Below are 18,963 nucleotides of genomic sequence, written 5' to 3'. Positions count from 1 at the left end.
CGCGTTCAGGCGCGGCCGAGCTCACTGCGGATGAAGGCGAACAGTTCCTCGTCGCTGGCTTCTTCGAGCGGTGGTGCCTCCTCGGTGACCGGCTCGACGACGTCGTTGAGGCGGTTGATGAAGGCCTGGAGTCGCAGGACCGTCCGGCTGCGGGTGGTGCTGTCCGGTGTGGACACGGCGAGGCCCGCTTCGAGACGGTCCAGTTCGGCGAAAAGCCCGCCGGTGAGGTCCAGACCGTCGCCGATGACCGTGTGCCGGATATGACCGGCGAGGGCCAGCGCGGTCGGGTGGTCGAACGCGGCCGTGGGCGGCAGGTTGAGACCGGTGACCCGGCCGAGCCGGTTGCGCAGCTCGACCGCGGTGAGCGAGTCGAAGCCGAGTTCGGTGAAGGCCCGGGTGGGTGGGACGGCTTCCAGGGTGCCGTGCCCCAGGACGGCGGCGACGGTGCCGCGTACCAGGTCGAGGGCCGCCCGATCCTGTTCCGGTTCGGTCAGGGCGCGCCACGCGTCGCGCAGCGCGGCGGTGGCTCCGGCGTCCTCGGCCGGGGCCTGCTCCGCCGCCGAGACGGGCACCTCGGGCAGGTCGGTGAGCAGCCGGCTGGGCCGGGTGCCGGTGAAGGCGAGCGCGAACCGGGGCCAGTCGACGTCGGCGAGGACGACCCGGCCGGCCGTGGCGGCGGCACCCGCCATGGCGTCGAGGGCGACGTGCGGCGCAAGGGCGGCCAGGCCGTGGCGGCGCAGGCGTTCGTCGCTCCCGGTCCACGGTCCCCAGGCGATCGCGGTGCCGCCAGCCCGCTGGGTGAGCGCTTCCACTGTGGTGGCGGCCACCGCCGCGGCGGCCTGTAGACCGCCGCCCCAGGTGCCGGCGACCGAGGTGAAGACGACAAACGCGTCCAGGTCATCGTGGATCAGGTCGGTCAGGTGCCGGGCCCGGCGTACCGCCCGGGTGTCCCAGGCGTCGGGGTCGGTGTCGGTCAGGGGCGCGGGGGCGGGCTCGGAGCGGTCGGCGAGGACGACAGCCGTCAGCGCGACGCCGTCGGCCCGGACGCGGGTCAGCAGGTCGGCCAGGTCGGCGCGGTCGTTGCCGGTGCAGGTTTCCAGGGTGACCACGCCGTGGTCCACCTCGGTGATGCTCTCGGTAACGATCACCCGGTCGGCGCCCTCGGCCGCCGCCCAGCGGGCGATGTCGCCGCTGGTGTCGCCGACGACCAGGACCGTGCCGCGCGGGCGCCACCGACCGACGGGCGCGGGAGCGTGCCGCAGGCGCCGGGCGAGCACCCGGTCGCCGCGAATGGCGAGCTGGTCCTCACCGCCGCCGAGCGCGGCGGCGAGGTGCTCGCCGGCCCAGTCGGCGGGTACGTCCAGGAGGCCACCCCAGCGGTGCGGCAGTTCCAGGGCGGCGACCCGGCCCAGCCCCCACACCGCCGCGGCGGACGGGTCGAGCCGGTCACCGGGGTCGGTGGCGACGGCCTCGGTGGTCACCATCCAGAGCGGCGCGTCGACAGCGGCGTCGGCGTATGCCTGGACGAGGGCGAGCGCGGCCTCGGGGGTGCCAGCGGACGCGACGGCCCCGGCGATCGGGCCGCCGGCGTCGGCCAGGCGGAGCTGGTCGGCCAGGGCGGCGCGGTCCAGGCCGAGGACCGGGACGCCACGCACCTCGGCGCCGGACGCGGCGAGGGCTTCGGCGGCGACAGTCGGGTACGCGTCGTCGCCGAGCACCAGCCACGCCCCGCTGACCGTCGTGGCGGTCGGGGTGGTCGGGGTCCACGCCTCCTCGTAGCGCCACGAGTCGCGGGCTCGGGTGGCCCGCCGTTCCTGACGCCACGCGGTCAGGGCGGGCAGCAGGTCGCTGCCGTCTCCGGTGATACCCAGCGGGCTGAGGTCACCCTCCTCGACGGCCTGCCAGAACTCGCTGTCCACCGGGTCGACGGAGACCCGCTCGACCGGGGACGGCCAGAAGCGGACGCGCTGGAAGGGGTAGGTGGGCAGGTCGACGCGCCGGCCGCCGGGGCTGCACGTGTCCCAGTCGACGGCGACCCCGCGGACGAAGGCGCCGGCCAGAGCCGTCAGGAAGGTGGTGGGCTGGTCCCGGTCGGCGCGCTGCACCGGCACGAACACGGCATCGGTCACGCAGTCCGCGCCCATCGCCGACAGGACCCCGTCCGGGCCGATCTCCACAAACGTGGCGACACCCAGGCCCTCCAGGGTCGAAATGCCGTCGGCGAAGCGAACCGCCTCCCGCACGTGCCGCACCCAGTACGCGGCGTCCTGCGTCTCACCGACCTGCCCGGTCACGTTCGAGACGACCGGAATCCGCGGAGACGCGTAGGTCAACGTCTCCGCAACCTGTGCGAACTCCACCAGCATCGGCTCCATCAACACCGAGTGGAACGCGTGAGAAACCTTGAGCCGCTTCGACTTCTCAAAGTGCGCGGCCACGGCCGCCACCTCGTCGGCGGCACCGGACAGCACCACCGAGCGCGGACCGTTGACCGCCGCCACGGACACCCCGTCGACCAACAGCGGCAGCACCTCGGCCTCGGTGGCCCGCACCGCGACCATGACCCCACCGGCCGGCAACGCCTGCATCAACCGGCCCCGGGCCGCGACCAGCTTCGCCGCGTCGGCCAGCGACAGCACCCCCGCCACATGGGCGGCGGCGATCTCCCCGATCGAGTGCCCCACCAGGAAGTCCGGCGTCACACCGAACGACTCGACCAGCCGGAACAGCGCCACCTCGACCGCGAACAGGGCGGTCTGCGTGTAGACGGTCTGGTCCAGCTCACCGCCATCGGCGATCACCGCCCGCAGCGGCCGGTCCAGATGCAGATCCAGCTCCGCGCAGGCCGCATCGAACGCCTCGGCGAACACGGGGTACGTGGCGGCCAACTCCAGGCCCATGCCCGGGCGCTGCGACCCCTGCCCGGAGAACACGAACGCCGTCCGTCCACGCACCGCCGATCCGGTGACCAGCGCGGCGTGGTCGCCGCCGGCGACCAGGGTGTCGAGCGCCGCGACCAGGGCGTCGGTGTCGGCGCCGACCACCACCGCCCGCTCCTCCAGGACACTCCGGGTGGTGGCGATCGAGTGGATCACGTCCTTCGGATCGGCCCCCGCCGAGAGCCGCTGCCGCAGCCGCGCACCCTGCTCACGCAGCGCGGGCTCGGTACGCGCCGACAGCGGCAGCGCCATCACCGGCGCCTGCTGCGGCTCGGGCTCGGCGGCAACCGACGGCTGCGGGCTTGGCGGTTCCTCCAGCACGGCGTGCGCGTTCGTGCCGCTGAACCCGAACGACGAGATCGCCGCCCGACGCGGCCGGTCGCCGGTCCGGGCCCACGGCTGCTCCTCGGTGAGCAGCGCCACCGCTCCCGCGCTCCAGTCCACGTGCGGGCTGGGCTGGTCGGCGTGCAGCGTACGCGGCAGGGTCTCGTGCCGCATCGCCTCGACCATCTTGATGATGCCGGCGACACCGGCCGCAGCCTGGGTGTGACCGATGTTCGACTTCACCGACCCCAGCCACAGTGGCTGGTCGGCGGACCGACCCTGCCCGTACGTCGCCATCAGCGCCTGCGCCTCGATCGGGTCACCCAGTTTCGTGCCGGTGCCGTGCGCCTCCACCACGTCGACGTCGGCGGCCGACACACCCGCGTTGGCCAGGGCCGCCCGGATCACCCGCTGCTGCGACGGTCCGTTCGGGGCGGTCAGCCCGTTCGACGCGCCGTCCTGGTTGACAGCGCTTCCCCGGACCACCGCGAGCACCGGGTGCCCGTTGGCGACGGCGTCGGTGAGCCGTTCCAGCAGGAGCATGCCGACGCCCTCGCCCCAGATCGTCCCGTCCGCGCCAGCGGAGAAGGCCCGGCACCGGGCCGTGGCGGACAGGCCACGCTGGCGGCTGAACTCGATGAACGCGCCCGGGGTCGACATCACTGTGACACCGCCGGCCAGGGCAAGGTCGCACTCGCCCTGCCGCAGGGCCTGACTCGCCCAGTGCAGGGCGACCAGCGACGACGAGCAGGCGGTGTCCACAGTGACCGCAGGGCCCTCCAGCCCGAAGGTGTAGGAGATCCGCCCGGAGACGACGCTCGCCGCGTTGCCGGTGCTGACGTACCCCTCGGCGGCTTCCTGCTCACCGGTGAGCAGCGGACCGTAGTCGAGGTTGTTGGTGCCGACGAACACCCCGGTCTGGCTTCCGCGCAGCGCGTCGGTCGGCACACCGCCGCGCTCGAACGCCTCCCACGCCGTCTCCAGCAGCAGCCGCTGCTGCGGGTCCATGGCCAGCGCCTCACGGGGCGAGATGCCGAAGAACCCGGCGTCGAACTCGGTGGCCCCGGCCAGGAAGCCACCCTCGCGGACGTAGGTGGTGCCGACGGCGTCCGGGTCCGGGTCGTAGAGGGCATCCAGGTCCCAGCCCCGGTCGGTGGGGAAGGCGCCGATGGCGTCACCACCGTCGGCGAGCAACCGCCACAGCTCCTCCGGCGAGCCGATGCCGCCGGGGAAGCGGCAGGACATCGCCACGATCGCGATCGGCTCGTCGGTGCGGCCCGCGACGGCGACGGCCGGCGTCGTGTCGGTCACCCCGGCAACCTCGTTCTCGAGGTACGCGGCGAGCGCCTCCGGCGTCGGGCGATCGAAGATCAGCGTGGTGGGCAGCCGCAGCCCCGTGGCGGCGCCGAGCCGGTTGCGCAGCTCGACGCCGGTCAGCGAGTCGAAGCCGATCTCGGTGAACGAACGACCGGGGTCCACCGCGTGCGCCGACCCCAGCCGGAGCACCTCCGCGACGTGTGTCCGCACGGTCTCCAGCACCGCGTGCGTACGCTCGGCCCCGGTGAGGGCCAGCAGCTCGGTCCGCCAGCCGTCGTCGGTCTCGGAATCCGGCTGGGCGGTGAGGGCGTGGACCTCCGGAACACCGTCGAGCAGCGGGCTCGGCCGGACGGCGGTGAACGCCGGGGCGAACGTCGCCCAGTCGACGTCGGCGACGACGACACTCGTACGGTCGTCGGTGACCGCCGAGCGCAGCCCGCGCAGGGCCCGTTCGGGGGCCATCGGGCGCAGGCCGCGTCGGCGCAGTTGCTCGTCCACGGCGTTGTCGGCGGCCATGCCGCCATCCGCCCACGGGCCCCAGCCGATCGAGGTAGCGGTGAGCCCCCGGGAGCGGCGCTGTTCGGCGACCGCGTCCAGGGCGGCGTTGGCGGCCGCATAGGCGGCGTGGTCTCCGCTGCCCCAGACACCGGCGATGGACGAGAACAGCACGAAGGCGTCCAGCGGCGTGTCGCGGAACAGCTCGTCCAGCTGCGTCGCGCCGAGCACCTTGGCGGCCATGACGTCGGCGATGGCGTCGGCGGTCAGCTCCGCGAGCGGGGCCTGGGTGGCGACGCCTGCGGTGTGCAGCACCGCGGTGACGGTGTCACCCGCCGCGTTCAGATCCGCGACGACCGCACCGAGAGCGTCCCGGTCGGCCAGGTCGACGGCGCTGATCGTGACGCGCGCCCCGGCGGCGGCGAGTTCATCGCGCAGGTCGAGGGCCCCGGGTGCCGCCTCCCCCCGGCGGCTGAGCAGGACCAGGTGGTCGGCGCCGTGGCCGGCGGCCCACCGGGCGGCGTGCGCGCCCAGTGCGCCGGTGCCGCCGGTGATCAGGACGGTGCCGCGCGGCTGCCAGGGTCGACCCGTACCGGCCGACGGGACGAGGCGCCGGCCGAGCAGCCCGTCGCGGACGGCGATCTGGTCTTCGCCCCCGGAGCCGGTCAGCGCGGCGGCGAGCAACCGTCCGTCGACCGGGCCGGCGGGCAGGTCGACGACGCCGCCCCACCCACGACGGAGTTCCAGGGCGGCGACTCGGCCGAGACCCCAGACGGCCGCGGCGGGCGTGATGGGCGCCGGGTCGTGCGGGCCGGCGGCCACGGCGCCGCTGGTGATCAGCCAGAGCGGGCTGTCGGTGCGCAGGGACTGGTGGGTCTGCACGGCGTGCAGGGCCTGCGCGGGGTCGTCCACCACGGCGGCCACGCCGGTGACGTCCCGCATCGTGGCCTCGTCCGGGGTGCCGCGCCGCAGGTCCAGGCCGGCTGCGGCGAGAGCATCCGAGACACGGGTGTCACCGGCCGGTTCGGCGATCAGCCAGGTCCCGGTGGGTGCGGCGGTCGACGGCAGCGGGGCCCAGTCGATGCCGTAGCGGCCGAGCGGCCCGGCGGTGTTGTCGCGTCGCCAGGAGGCCAGGGCCGGGAGCAGTGGGGTGAGGGCGGCGCTGTCGTCGAGTTTCAGGGTCGCGGTGAGGGCGTCGAGGTCCGCCCGTTCGACGGCGTCCCAGAAGGCGGCGTCGGTGGGGTTCGTCGCACGGGTGCCGGGCGTCGGCCAATAGCGCTGGTGTTGGAAGGCGTAGGTGGGCAGGTCGATGAGGCGTCCGCCGGTCAGGCAGGGCGTCCAGTCGACCGCGACGCCGCGCACGAAGACCTGGGCCAGGGCGGTGAGCAGCGTGGTCGGTTGGTCCCGGTCAGAGCGTTGCACGGGTACGAACACCGCATCCGTCACACAGTCCGCGCCCATCGCCGAGAGCACGCCGTCGGGGCCGATCTCCACGAACGTGGTGACGCCTGCGGCTTCCAGGGTGGCGATGCCGTCGGCGAAGCGGACCGCTTCCCGCACGTGTCGCACCCAGTAGTCGGCGTCCTGCGTCTCCGCGATCTCCCCGGTCAGATTGGACACCACCGGGATCCGGGGCGACTCGTAGGTCAACGTTGCCGCGACCTGTGCGAACTCGGCCAGCATGGGCTCCATCAACACCGAGTGGAACGCGTGACTGACCCGCAGCCGCTTGGACTTCTTGAAGTTCGCCGCGACCGCGGCGACCTCGCCTTCCGTGCCGGACAACACCACCGAGCGCGGACCGTTCACCGCCGCGACGGACACCCCGTCGGTCAACAGCGACAGCACGTCGGCCTCGGTGGCGCGAACCGCGACCATGACCCCGCCCGTCGGCAGGGCCTGCATCAGGCGGCCTCGGGCGGCGACCAGCTTCGCGGCGTCGGCGAGGGACAGCACCCCGGCCACGTGCGCGGCGGCGACCTCCCCGATCGAATGCCCCACCAGGTAGTCCGGGGTGACACCGAACGACTCAACGAGGCGGAACAGAGCGACCTCGACGGCGAACAGGGCGGTCTGCGTGTAGACGGTCTGGTCCAGGTCGTCGCCCTCGGCGATCACCTCGCGCAACGGGCGGTCGAGATGACGGTCCAGCTCCGCGCAGGCCGCGTCGAACGCCTCCGCGAACACCGGGAACGACGCCGCCAACCCCAGACCCATACCCGGCCGCTGCGACCCCTGACCGGAGAACACGAACGCCGTCTTCCCACGCACCACCGACCCGACGACCGGACCCAACTCACCAGCGGCAACCGCCGCCAACTCCTCCGACCCGAACACCACCGCCCGATGCGCGTGCAACGACCGCGACGACACCAACGAGAACCCGACATCCACACGGTCCGCCTCCACCGGCACGAGCCGGGAGGCCTGCCCCCGCAACGCCTCCGGCGACCGGGCCGACAGCACCCACGGCACCATCTCGTTGGTCGGGGGCCTCTCCTGGGCCGGGGCCGCTGTCGAGGGGGGTTCCTCCAGGATGATGTGTGCGTTGGTGCCGGAGATCCCGAACGACGACACCCCGGCCCGACGCGGACGCCCGTCAGCCGACCACGGCTGGGCTTCGGTCAACAACCGGACCGCACCAGCCGACCAGTCCACCTGCGACGTCGGCGCATCCACATGCAACGTCCGCGGCAACACCCCATGCCGCATCGCCTCAACCATCTTGATGATCCCCGCAACACCCGCCGCGGCCTGCGTATGACCCAGATTCGACTTCACCGACCCCAACCACAACGGCCGATCACCAGGCCGACCCTGACCATAGGTCGCCAACAACGCCTGTGCCTCGATCGGATCACCCAACCTCGTCGCCGTCCCATGCGCCTCCACCGCGTCGACATCGACGCTGCCCAGGCCCGCGTTTGCAAGAGCCGCCCGAATCACCCGCTGCTGAGACGGACCATTCGGCGCCGTCAAACCATTCGACGCACCATCCTGATTAACCGCACTCCCCCGCACCACCGCCAAAACCCGATGCCCACCCCGCACCGCATCCGACAACCGCTCCACCAACAACACACCCACACCCTCAGACCAACCCGTCCCCCCCGCACCCTCCGCAAACGACCGACACCGACCATCCACCGACAACCCACGCTGCCGCGAAAACTCCACAAAAGCCGACGGCGTCGCCATCACCGTCACCCCACCAGCCAACGCCAACGAACACTCACCACCACGCAACGCCTGCACCGCCAAATGCAACGCCACCAACGACGACGAACACGCCGTATCCACCGTCACCGCCGGACCCTCAAACCCAAACGAATACGAAACCCGACCCGACACCACACTCCCCGAATTACCCGTCCCCAAGAAACCTTCGAGACCATCGGGGCTCTGTTGTGCGAATGGCCCGTAGTCGTGATACATCAAGCCGGCGAACACTCCGGTGTCGGATCCGCGCAGGGAATGCGGGTCGATTCCGGCCCGTTCCACGGCTTCCCAACTCGCCTCCAGCAACAGGCGCTGCTGCGGGTCCATGGCCAACGCCTCACGCGGTGAGATCCCGAAGAACTCCGCGTCGAACTCGGCGGCGGTGGAGAGGAAGCCACCCCGGCGCGTGTACGAGGTGTCCGTCCGAGACTCGTCCGGGTCGAACAGCGTCTCCAGGTCCCAGCCGCGATCGGTCGGGAAGTCGCCTGTCCCCTCACCGTCGGACTCGACCAACCGCCAGAGGCTCTCGGGAGAGTCCACGCCACCCGGGAAACGGCAGGCCATCCCGACGATCGCGATCGGCTCATCCACAACCACCGCCGCCGCAACCGGAACAACCGCAGCCGCCCCGACCAACTCACCTATCAAGTGGTCCACCAACGCATCCGGAGTCGGATAGTCGAACACCGTCGTCGCCGACAACCGCAACCCGGTCACCGCCGCCAACCCATTCCGAAACTCCACCGCCGTCAACGAATCAAAACCCAACTCACCAAACGCCTGACCACCATCCACCGACCACCCCGGCGAATGACCCAAAACCACCGCCACCCGCGACGACACCACATCCAAAAGAACAGCCCGACGAGCCTCATGATCAAGGTTGGCGAGGCGGTCACGCAGCGACGACGTGTCGGTCGCGGCGGCAGCCACCCGGCGCGCGGGCCGGACCAGGCGCCGCAGGAGGGCGGGCACGCTGCCGGACGCGGCGACCGCCGCGAGGTCCAGGAGGATCGGCACGCTGACCGGCGGTGACGACACACAGCCGGCGTCGAGCAGGGCGAGTCCCTGCTCGGCGGTCAGCGGGAGCACCCCGCCACGGCCGAGGCGCCGCTGGTCGGCGTTCGCGCTCAGGTCGCTGGCGTCGGCCCAGAGCCCCCAGGCGAGAGAGATCGCTGGGAGTCCCAGCCCGTGGCGGTGCTGTGCGAGGGCATCGAGGAACGCGTTGCCGGCCGCGTACGCGCCCTGGCCCGCATTGCCGAACACCCCGGCAGCCGACGAGAACAACACAAACGCCGACAACTCCCGATCGCGCGTCAACTCGTGCAGATACCAACCCGCATCCACCTTCGCCCGCAACACCGCCGACAACCGCTCCGCGGACAGCCCGGTGACGACGCCGTCGTCGAGCACACCGGCGAGGTGTACGACGCCGGTCAGCTCCGGTGCCTCGGCGATGGCCTGGGACAGTGCGGTCCGATCGGTCGCGTCCGCGGCCACCAGCCGGGCGGACGCACCGAGCCCGGCGAGGTCCGCCAGGAACTCGGTCGCTCCGGGGGATTCCCCGCCGCGACGGCTGACCAGCAACAGGTCGCGAACACCGTGGGTGGTGATCAGGTGTCGCACCACGAGTCGGCCGAGCGTGCCCAACGCGCCGGTGACCAGCACCGTTCCGGTGCCGAAGGAGAATGGGCGCGGTTCCTCGGCCGGCGGTCGGACGAGTCGCGGCACGCTGACCACTCCGCCGCGGATCGCCAGCTGCGGCTCACCGCAGTGCGCGGCGGCGGGGAGCAGCGCAACGGACCCGGGCTCGTCGTCGATGTCGACCAGCACGAACCGGTCCGGGTGTTCGGCCTGGGCGCTGCGCACCAACCCGTGCACGGCCGCCCCGGCGAGATCGGTCAACGGCTCGTCGCCGGTCTGCGCGGCGTGCCGGGTCGCGACGACCAGCCGCACACCGGCGAGCCGCTCGTCGGCCACCCAGGACTGCAGCACCTCCAGGGCGCGGGTGGTGGCGGCGTGCGCGGCGATCACGGGGTCGGCGGCGGGGCCGGGCTCGGCGTACCAGAGGACAGGACCGGCCGGCACGCGGCCGGCGGCCAGCGTCGCGGCCAGATCCGCGTGGTCGTTGAGCAGTGTCGCGGGGACGTCGAGCTGGGGGATCGGCGTCCATTCCATCCGGTACGGGCGCAGCGTCGCGCCCGTCGTCGGCGTGTAGGGGCGGAGGACGAGCCGGTCCACTGTGGCGACGGGCCGGTTCTCGGCGTCGCGCAGATCGAGGGTGACCGCGTCGGTGCCGGACCGGCTGATGCGTACCCGGGCCGCGCGCGCCCCGGTGGCGTGCACGGTGACGCCGGTCCAGGAGAACGGGAGGCCGGTCGTGTCGCCGTCGAGGACACCGAGGGCGAGGCCGTGCAGGGCGGCGTCGAGGAGCGCGGGGTGCAGCAGGAAACCGTCCGGGGTGAGGTCGTCGGCGAGGGCCACGTCGGCGAGCAGCTCCCCGTCGCGGCGCCACGCACCGTGCAGGCCCCGCAGGTGCGGCCCGTAGTCGAACCCGACCTCCGCGAAGCCGGGGTAGACGCCGTCGACCGGCACCTCGTCGGTTGCTCCCGGAGTCCAGTGACCCGGGGTGTCGACCGCCTCGACGGTGGTGAGGGTGCCGGAGGCGTGTCGCTGCCATTCGCCGGTGTCGTCCGGGCGGGCGTAGAGCGTGATGTCGCGCCGTTCGCCGTTCGCGGCCGGGTTGTCCCCGGTGGGCGGGCCGACCAGCGCGCGGATGGTGAGGGTGCCGCCGCTGGTGGGCAGCACCATCGGGGTTTCGATGGTGAGTTCGTCCAGGTGGTTCAGGCCGGCGTGGTCGCCGGCGGCCAGGGCGAGGTCGACCAGCGCGGCACCGGGCACCAGCAGTGCGCCGCCGATCACGTGGTCGGCCAGCCAGGGCTGGGCGCGGGCGGAAAGGCGGCCGGTGAGGAGCACGCTGTCCTGCTCGGGCAGGTCGGCGGCGGCGGCCCAGAACGGGTGGTCGACGGTCGCGAGGCCGATGCCGGCCGCGTCGGTGGCGGTGTCGGGTGCGGTCGGCCAGTAGCGCTGGTGTTGGAAGGCGTAGGTGGGCAGGTCGATCAGTTGTCCGCCGGTCAGGCACGGCGTCCAGTCGACCGCGACACCGCGCACGAAGACGTGGGCGAGGGCGGTGAGCAGGGTGGTCGGTTGGTCGCGGTCAGAGCGTTGCACGGGTACGAACACCGCGTCGCTGACGCAGTCCGCGCCCATCGCCGACAGGACCCCGTCCGGGCCGATCTCCACGAACGTGGTGACACCTGCGGCTTCCAGGGTGGCGATGCCGTCGGCGAAGCGGACCGCTTCCCGCACGTGCCGCACCCAGTAGTCGGCGTCCTGCGTCTCCGCGACCTGCCCGGTCACGTTCGACACCACCGGAATGCGCGGCGGCGCGTAGGTCAGCGAACCCGCGACCTGCGCGAACTCGGCCAGCATCGGCTCCATCAGCACCGAGTGGAACGCGTGGCTCACGCGCAGCCGCTTCGACTTCTTGAAGTTCGCCGCGACGGCAGCGACCTCGTCGCCGGCACCGGACAGCACCACCGAGCGCGGACCGTTGATGGCGGCGATGGACACCCCGTCGGTCAGCAGCGGCAGCACCTCCGCTTCGGTGGCCCGCACCGCCACCATCACCCCACCCGACGGCAATGCCTGCATCAGCCGACCTCGGGCGGCAACCAGCTTCGCCGCGTCGGACAGCGACAGCACCCCGGCCACGTGCGCCGCCGCGATCTCACCGATCGAGTGCCCCACCAGGTAATCCGGGGTGACGCCGAACGACTCGACGAGGCGGAACAGGGCGACCTCGACCGCGAACAGGGCGGTCTGGGTGTAGACGGTCTGATCCAGTTCGGTTCCCTCGGCGATCACGTCGCGGATCGGCCGGTTGAGGTGGAGGTCCAGTTCGGCGCAGGCCGCATTGAACGCCTCCGCGAACACCGGGAACGACGACGCCAACTCCAGACCCATGCCCGGCCGCTGCGACCCCTGACCGGAGAACACGAACGCCGTCTTCCCGCGCACCACCGGCCCGACGACCGGCCCCGGCTCACCGTTGGCCAGCGCCGTTAGCTCCTCCGGCCCGAAAACGACTGCCCGATGCGCGTGCGTCGTGCGGTGTGCGGCCAGGGTGAACCCGACATCCACCCGGTCCGCCTCCACCGACACGAGCCGGGAGGCCTGACCCCGCAACGCCTCCGGCGACCGGGCGGACAGCACCCACGGCACCACCTCGGGTGCTTCCGGCTTCTCCTCGGAGGAGACGTCCACGGCGGGCGGCTCTTCGAGGATGATGTGGGCGTTGGTGCCGGAGATCCCAAAGGACGACACCCCCGCCCGACGCGGACGCCCGTCAGCCGACCACGGCTGGGACTCGGTCAACAACCGGACCGCACCAGCCGACCAATCCACCTGCGACGTCGGCGCATCCACATGCAACGTCCGCGGCAACACCCCATGCCGCATCGCCTCAACCATCTTGATGATCCCCGCAACACCCGCCGCGGCCTGGGTGTGCCCGATGTTCGACTTGATCGACCCCAGCCACAGCGGCTCGTCGGCGGAGCGGTCCTGGCCGTAGGTGGCCAACAACGCCTGCGCCTCGATCGGATCACCCAACCTCGTCGCCGTCCCATGCGCCTCCACCACATCCACATCACCGGCAGACAACCCCGCAGCACCCAACGCCGCCCGAATCACCCGCTGCTGAGACGGACCATTCGGCGCCGTCAAACCATTCGACGCACCATCCTGATTAACCGCACTCCCCCGCACCACCGCCAAAACCCGATGCCCACCCCGCACCGCATCCGACAACCGCTCCACCAACAACACACCCACACCCTCAGACCAACCCGTCCCCCCCGCACCCTCCGCAAACGACCGACACCGACCATCCACCGACAACCCACGCTGCCGCGAAAACTCCACAAAAGCCGACGGCGTCGCCATCACCGTCACCCCACCAGCCAACGCCAACGAACACTCACCACCACGCAACGCCTGCACCGCCAAATGCAACGCCACCAACGACGACGAACACGCCGTATCCACCGTCACCGCCGGACCCTCAAACCCAAACGAATACGAAACCCGACCCGACACCACACTCCCCGAATTACCCGTCCCCAAGAAACCTTCGAGACCATCGGGGCTCTGCTGTGCCAGGCCGGCGTAGTCGTGGTACATCAGACCGGCGAACACTCCCGTGTCGGATCCGCGCAAGGAGGACGGCTCAATTCCGGCCCGTTCCACGGCTTCCCAACTCGCCTCCAGCAACAACCGCTGCTGCGGGTCCATGGCCAACGCCTCACGTGGCGAAATGCCAAAGAACTCGGCGTCGAACTCGGCCGCGTTCGGCAGGAAACCGCCCCGGCCCGTCAAGGACGTCTCCGCCAACGTCTCCAGGTCCCAGCCGCGATCGGTCGGGAAGTCGCCTGTCCCCTCACCGTCGGACTCGACCAACCGCCAAAGACTCTCGGGGGAATCCACCCCACCCGGGAAACGACAGGCCATCCCGACGATCGCGATCGGCTCATCCACAGCCACCGCAGCCGCCACCGCCGGAGCAACCGCAGCCGCAGCCGCCCCCACCAACTCCGCCAACAGATGATCAACCAGCGCATCCGGAGTCGGATAGTCGAACACCGTCGTCGCCGACAACCGCAACCCGGTCACCGCCGCCAACCCATTCCGAAACTCCACCGCCGTCAACGAATCAAAACCCAACTCACCAAACGCCTGACCACCATCCACCGACCACCCCTGCGGATGACCCAAAACCACCGCCACCCGCGACGACACCACATCCAAAAGCACAGCCCGACGAGCCTCATGATCAAGGTTGGCGAGGCGGTCACGCAGCGGCGCGGAGGCCGCAGCGGTACGACGGACGCGTACCAGGTGCTGGAGGACGGCCGGGACGGCCCCGGCGGCCCGGATCGCCCGCAGGTCGAGCCGCACCGGCACGGTGACGGCCGTGTCCTCGGCAGCCGCCCGGTCGAAGAGCGCGAGGCCCTGCTCCGCGGTGAGTTCCCGGGCGCCGCCCCGGAGGAGGCGTTCCCGGTCGGCGGCGTCGATGCCGGCCGCCATGCCGACGTCCCAGGGCCCCCAGGCCAGCGAGGTGCCCGGCAGTCCGAGCCCGTGGCGGTGCTGTGCGAGGGCGTCGAGGAACGCGTTGCCGGCCGCGTACGCGCCCTGGCCCGCATTGCCGAACACACCGGCGGCCGACGAGAACAACACAAACGCCGACAACTCCCGATCCCGCGTCAACTCGTGCAGATACCACCCCGCATCCACCTTCGCCCGCAACACCGCCGACAACCGCTCGGGTGAGAGCCCGGTGACGACGCCGTCATCGAGCACACCGGCCGCGTGCACCACGCCGGACAGCTCCGGGGCGTCGGCGACCACCTCGACCAGTGCCGCCCGGTCGGCCACGTCCACCGCGACCAGCCGCGCGGACGCCCCCAGCTCGGACAATTCCGCCAGGAGTTCCGCCGCACCCGGTGCGTCAGCGCCACGGCGGCTCAGCAGCAGCAGGTCGCGTACGCCATGCGCGGTGACCAGGTGCCGCGCCACGTACCGGCCGAGCTGCCCGGTGGCGCCGGTGACCAGCACCGTGCCGTCGGTCAGATCGAGAGCCCGCGGCTCGCTGCCGGACGGTGGTCGGGTGAGCCGCGGCGTGGTCGCGTCACCGTCGCGCAACGCGGCCTGCGGTTCCCCGGTGGCGAGCAGCCCCGGCAGTGCCGCCTCGGACTCGTCCGTGCCGTCGACATCGACCAGGACGAAGCGACCGGGGTGCTCGGACTGAGCCGCCCGGACGAGTCCCCAGACGGCTGCGGCCCCGGGGTCGGTGACCGGCTCGCCGGCAGTCGCGACCGCGCCGGTCGTGACGACGACCAGCCGTTCGCCTTCCTGCGGCCCGGCGCCCAGCCAGGACTGGAGGGTTTCCAGGACGGCGGCGGCGCGGTCGTGGGTGCCGGTGACGACGTCGTCGCCGGCGGGGTCGACCCGGTGGATCACCACCGGGCCGGTGACGCTCGCGGCGGACGGCGCCAGCGGAAGCCAGCCGAGGTGCAGCAGCGCGTCGGCGGTGGCGGTGGCGGCGGTCGGGGTGGTGAGCGGGCGCAGGACGAGACGGTCGACGGTGAGGACCGGCTGGCCGGTGGCGTCGGCGAGGTCCAGTCGGACGGCGTCGGCGCCGAGGGAGCGGATCCGGGCGCGGACGGCGGCGCCGCCGATCGCGTGCAGTGTGACGCCGGACCAGCTGAAGGGCACGCTGGCGCCGTCGGCGTGGGCGGGCAGCAGGTCACCGGCGCCGATGGCGTGCAGGGCGGCGTCGAGGGCAGCCGGGTGCAGCTGGAAGCCTTCGGTCTGCACGGTGTCGTCGAGGGCGATGTCCGCGTACACCTGCTCGTGGTCACGCCACACGGCGCGCAGCGCGCGGAAGGTCGGGCCGTAGACCAGGCCGCGGTCGGCGAAGGCCTCGTAGAGGCCGTCCAGGGCGACGGCGGCCGCGCCGGACGGCGGCCAGGTGGTCGGCGGCGGGTTCACCGCGCCACGGTCAGGCATGAGGACGCCGGCGGCGTGCTCGACCCACGACTCGCCGTCGGGGCTCGCGTGGATGCCGACGGCACGACGCCCGTCGGTGTCGGCGGGTCCGACCCGGACCTGGACGTGCACGGCGTCGCTGCCGAGGGTGAGCGGTGTTCCGGTGGTGAGTTCCTCGACCCGGTCGCAGCCGACACGGTCGCCGGCGGCGAGGGCCAGGTCGACGAGGGCCGCTCCGGGGACGACGACCGTCCCGGAGAGGGCGTGGTCGGCGAGCCAGGGCTGGGTGGCGAGAGTCCACCGGCCGGTGACGACGAGTTCGTCCGCGCCGGCGAGGGTGATGGCGGTGTCCAGCATCGGGTGGCCGGTGCCGCCGCTGCCGGTGGGCGTGCCGGTGCCGACCGGCCAGAAACGCTGGTGGTGGAAGGCGTAGGTGGGCAGGTCGACGCGCCGCCCGCCGGGGTAGCACTGGGCCCAGTCGACCGCGACGCCGCGCACGAAGGCCTGGGCCAGCGCGGTGAGCAGCGAGGTCGGTTGGTCGCGGTCAGAGCGTTGCACGGGTACGAACACCGCGTCCGTCACACAGTCGGCGCCCATCGCCGAGAGCACCCCGTCCGGGCCGATCTCGACGAACGTGCTGACGCCTGCGGCCTCCAGGGTGGCGATGCCGTCGGCGAACCGGACCGCCTCCCGCACGTGCCGCACCCAGTAGTCGGCGTCCTGCGTGTCCGCGACCTGCCCGGTCACGTTGGACACGACCGGGATCCGGGGCTGCGCGTAGGTCAACGTTTCGGCAACCTGGGCGAACTCGGCCAGCATCGGCTCCATCAGCACCGAGTGGAACGCATGGCTCACGCGCAGCCGCTTGGACTTCTTGAAGTTCGCCGCCACCGCGGCGACCTCGTCGGCGGCGCCGGACAGCACCACCGAGCGGGGACCGTTGATCGCCGCGACGGACACCCCGTCGGTCAGCAGTGGCAGCACGTCGGCCTCGGTGGCCCGCACCGCCACCATCACGCCACCGGCCGGCAGGGCCTGCATCAGCCGACCTCGGGCGGCGACCAGCCTCGCGGCGTCGGCCAGGGACAGCACCCCGGACACGTGCGCGGCGGCGATCTCACCGATCGAATGCCCCACCAGGAAGTCCGGAGTCACGCCGAACGACTCGACCAGGCGGAACAGGGCGACCTCGACGGCGAACAGGGCCGTCTGCGTGTAGACGGTCTGGTCCAGGTCGTCGCCGTCGGCGATCACCTCGCGCAACGGGCGGTCGAGGTGGACGTCCAGCTCCGCGCAGGCCGCGTCGAACGCCTCCGCGAACACCGGGAACGACGCCGCCAACCCCAGACCCATGCCGGGCCGCTGTGACCCCTGACCGGAGAACACGAACGCCGTCTTGCCACGCACCACCGACCCGAAGACCGGCCCCGGCTCGCCAGCGGCCAGCGCCGCCAGTTCCTCCGGCCCGAACACCACCGCGCGATGCGGGTGTGCCGTGCGGTGCGCGGCCAGGGTGAACCCGACATCCACCGGGTCCGCCTCCACCGGCACGAGCCGGGCGGCCTGCCCGCGCAACGCCTCCGGGGAGCGCGCCGAGATCACCCATGGCACCACCCCGCCGGCCGGGGGCCGCTCCCCCGCCGGGACGGCGGCCGGCGCGGGCTCTTCGAGGATGATGTGGGCGTTGGTGCCGGACACGCCGAACGAGGAGACACCCGCGCGGCGGGGTCCGGGGCGTTGCGGCCACGGCTGGGGCTCGGCGGCGACGCGGACCGCTCCGGCGGTCCAGTCGACGTGCGTGGACGGCTGGTCGGCGTGCAGGCTGCGGGGAATCCGGCCGTGGCGCATCGCCATGACCATCTTGATGATGCCGGCGACACCGGCGGCGGCCTGGGTGTGGCCGATGTTCGACTTGACCGAGCCGAGCCACAGCGGCTGGTCGGCGGGTCGGTCCTGACCGTAGGTCGCCAGCAGTGCCTGCGCCTCGATCGGGTCGCCCAGCGTCGTGCCGGTGCCGTGGGCCTCGACCGCGTCGACGTCGGCGGTGCCCAGGCCGGCGTTGGTCAGCGCCGCCCGGATGACGCGTTGCTGCGACGGCCCGTTCGGGGCGGTCAGGCCGTTCGAGGCGCCGTCCTGGTTGACCGCGCTCCCGCGCACCACGGCGAGCACCGGGTGCCCGTTGCGGACCGCGTCGGAGAGCCGCTCCACCAGCAGCATGCCGACGCCTTCACCCCAACCGGTTCCGTCGGCGTCGTCGGAGAACGGCTTGCAGCGGCCGTCCGGGGCGAGGCCCCGCTGGCGGGAGAAGGCCAGGAACGCACCGGGGGTAGCCATCACCGTGACGCCGCCGGCCAGCGCGAGGTCACACTCACCCTGGCGCAGCGCCTGGGCGGCCAGGTGCAGGGCGACCAGGGACGACGAGCAGGCGGTGTCCACGGTGACGGCGGTGCCCTCAAGGCCGAACGTGTAGGCGATCCGGCCGGACGCGATGCTGCCGGTGCTGCCGGTGCCCAGTGAACCCTCAGCGGAGTCGCCCAGCTCGCCGACCAGCGCGGCATAGTCGTGGTACATCACGCCGGTGAAGACCCCGGTCCGGCTGCCCTTGAGGGCGACCGGGTCGACGCCGGCGCGCTCGAAGGCCTCCCAGGACGTCTCCAGCAGCAGGCGCTGCTGCGCGTCGGTGGCCAGCGCCTCCCGAGGTGAGATGCCGAAGAACGCGGGGTCGAAGTCACCGGCGTCGTGCAGGAAGCCACCGTGCCTGGTGTACGACGTACCGGGGTGGTCCGGGTCGGGGTGGTAGAGCTTCTCCACCTCCCAGCCGCGTTCGGCGGGGAACTCCCCGATGGCGTCGACACCCGAGTCGACGAGCTGCCACAGCGACTCCGGGGAGTCCACGCCACCGGGGAACCGGCAGCTCATGGCGATGATGGCGATCGGCTCGCGGTGCCGGGCCTCCACTTCCTGCAACCGCTCGCTGGTCTCGTGCAGTTCGGCGGTGACGCGCTTGAGGTATTCGCGGAGCCGATCTTCGTTCGCCATGGGAATCACCTGTCCGAGAGAG

The 18,963-nt window shown here is 72.3% G+C and carries 1 protein-coding gene; it reads right to left on the bottom strand.

Annotation, left to right across the window (positions count from 1 at the left end):
• Positions 1 to 5: 5 nt before the first annotated feature.
• Positions 6 to 18,941: a type I polyketide synthase gene (locus GA0070619_RS09545; protein ID WP_088947723.1), complete on the bottom strand. Its 18,936-nt coding sequence runs from the start codon at positions 18,939 to 18,941 to the stop codon at positions 6 to 8.
• Positions 18,942 to 18,963 lie beyond the last annotated feature (22 nt).

The sequence above is a fragment of the Micromonospora zamorensis genome (assembly GCF_900090275.1).
Taxonomy (GTDB): Bacteria; Actinomycetota; Actinomycetes; order Mycobacteriales; family Micromonosporaceae; genus Micromonospora; species Micromonospora zamorensis.
This window is presented reverse-complemented; position numbering and strand designations above follow the sequence as displayed.

Excerpts from the sequence above, each read along its gene's own strand:
- GA0070619_RS09545 (WP_088947723.1), bottom strand. The coding sequence starts at position 18,941 with ATGGCGAACGAAGATCGGCTCCGCGAATACCTCAAGCGCGTCACCGCC.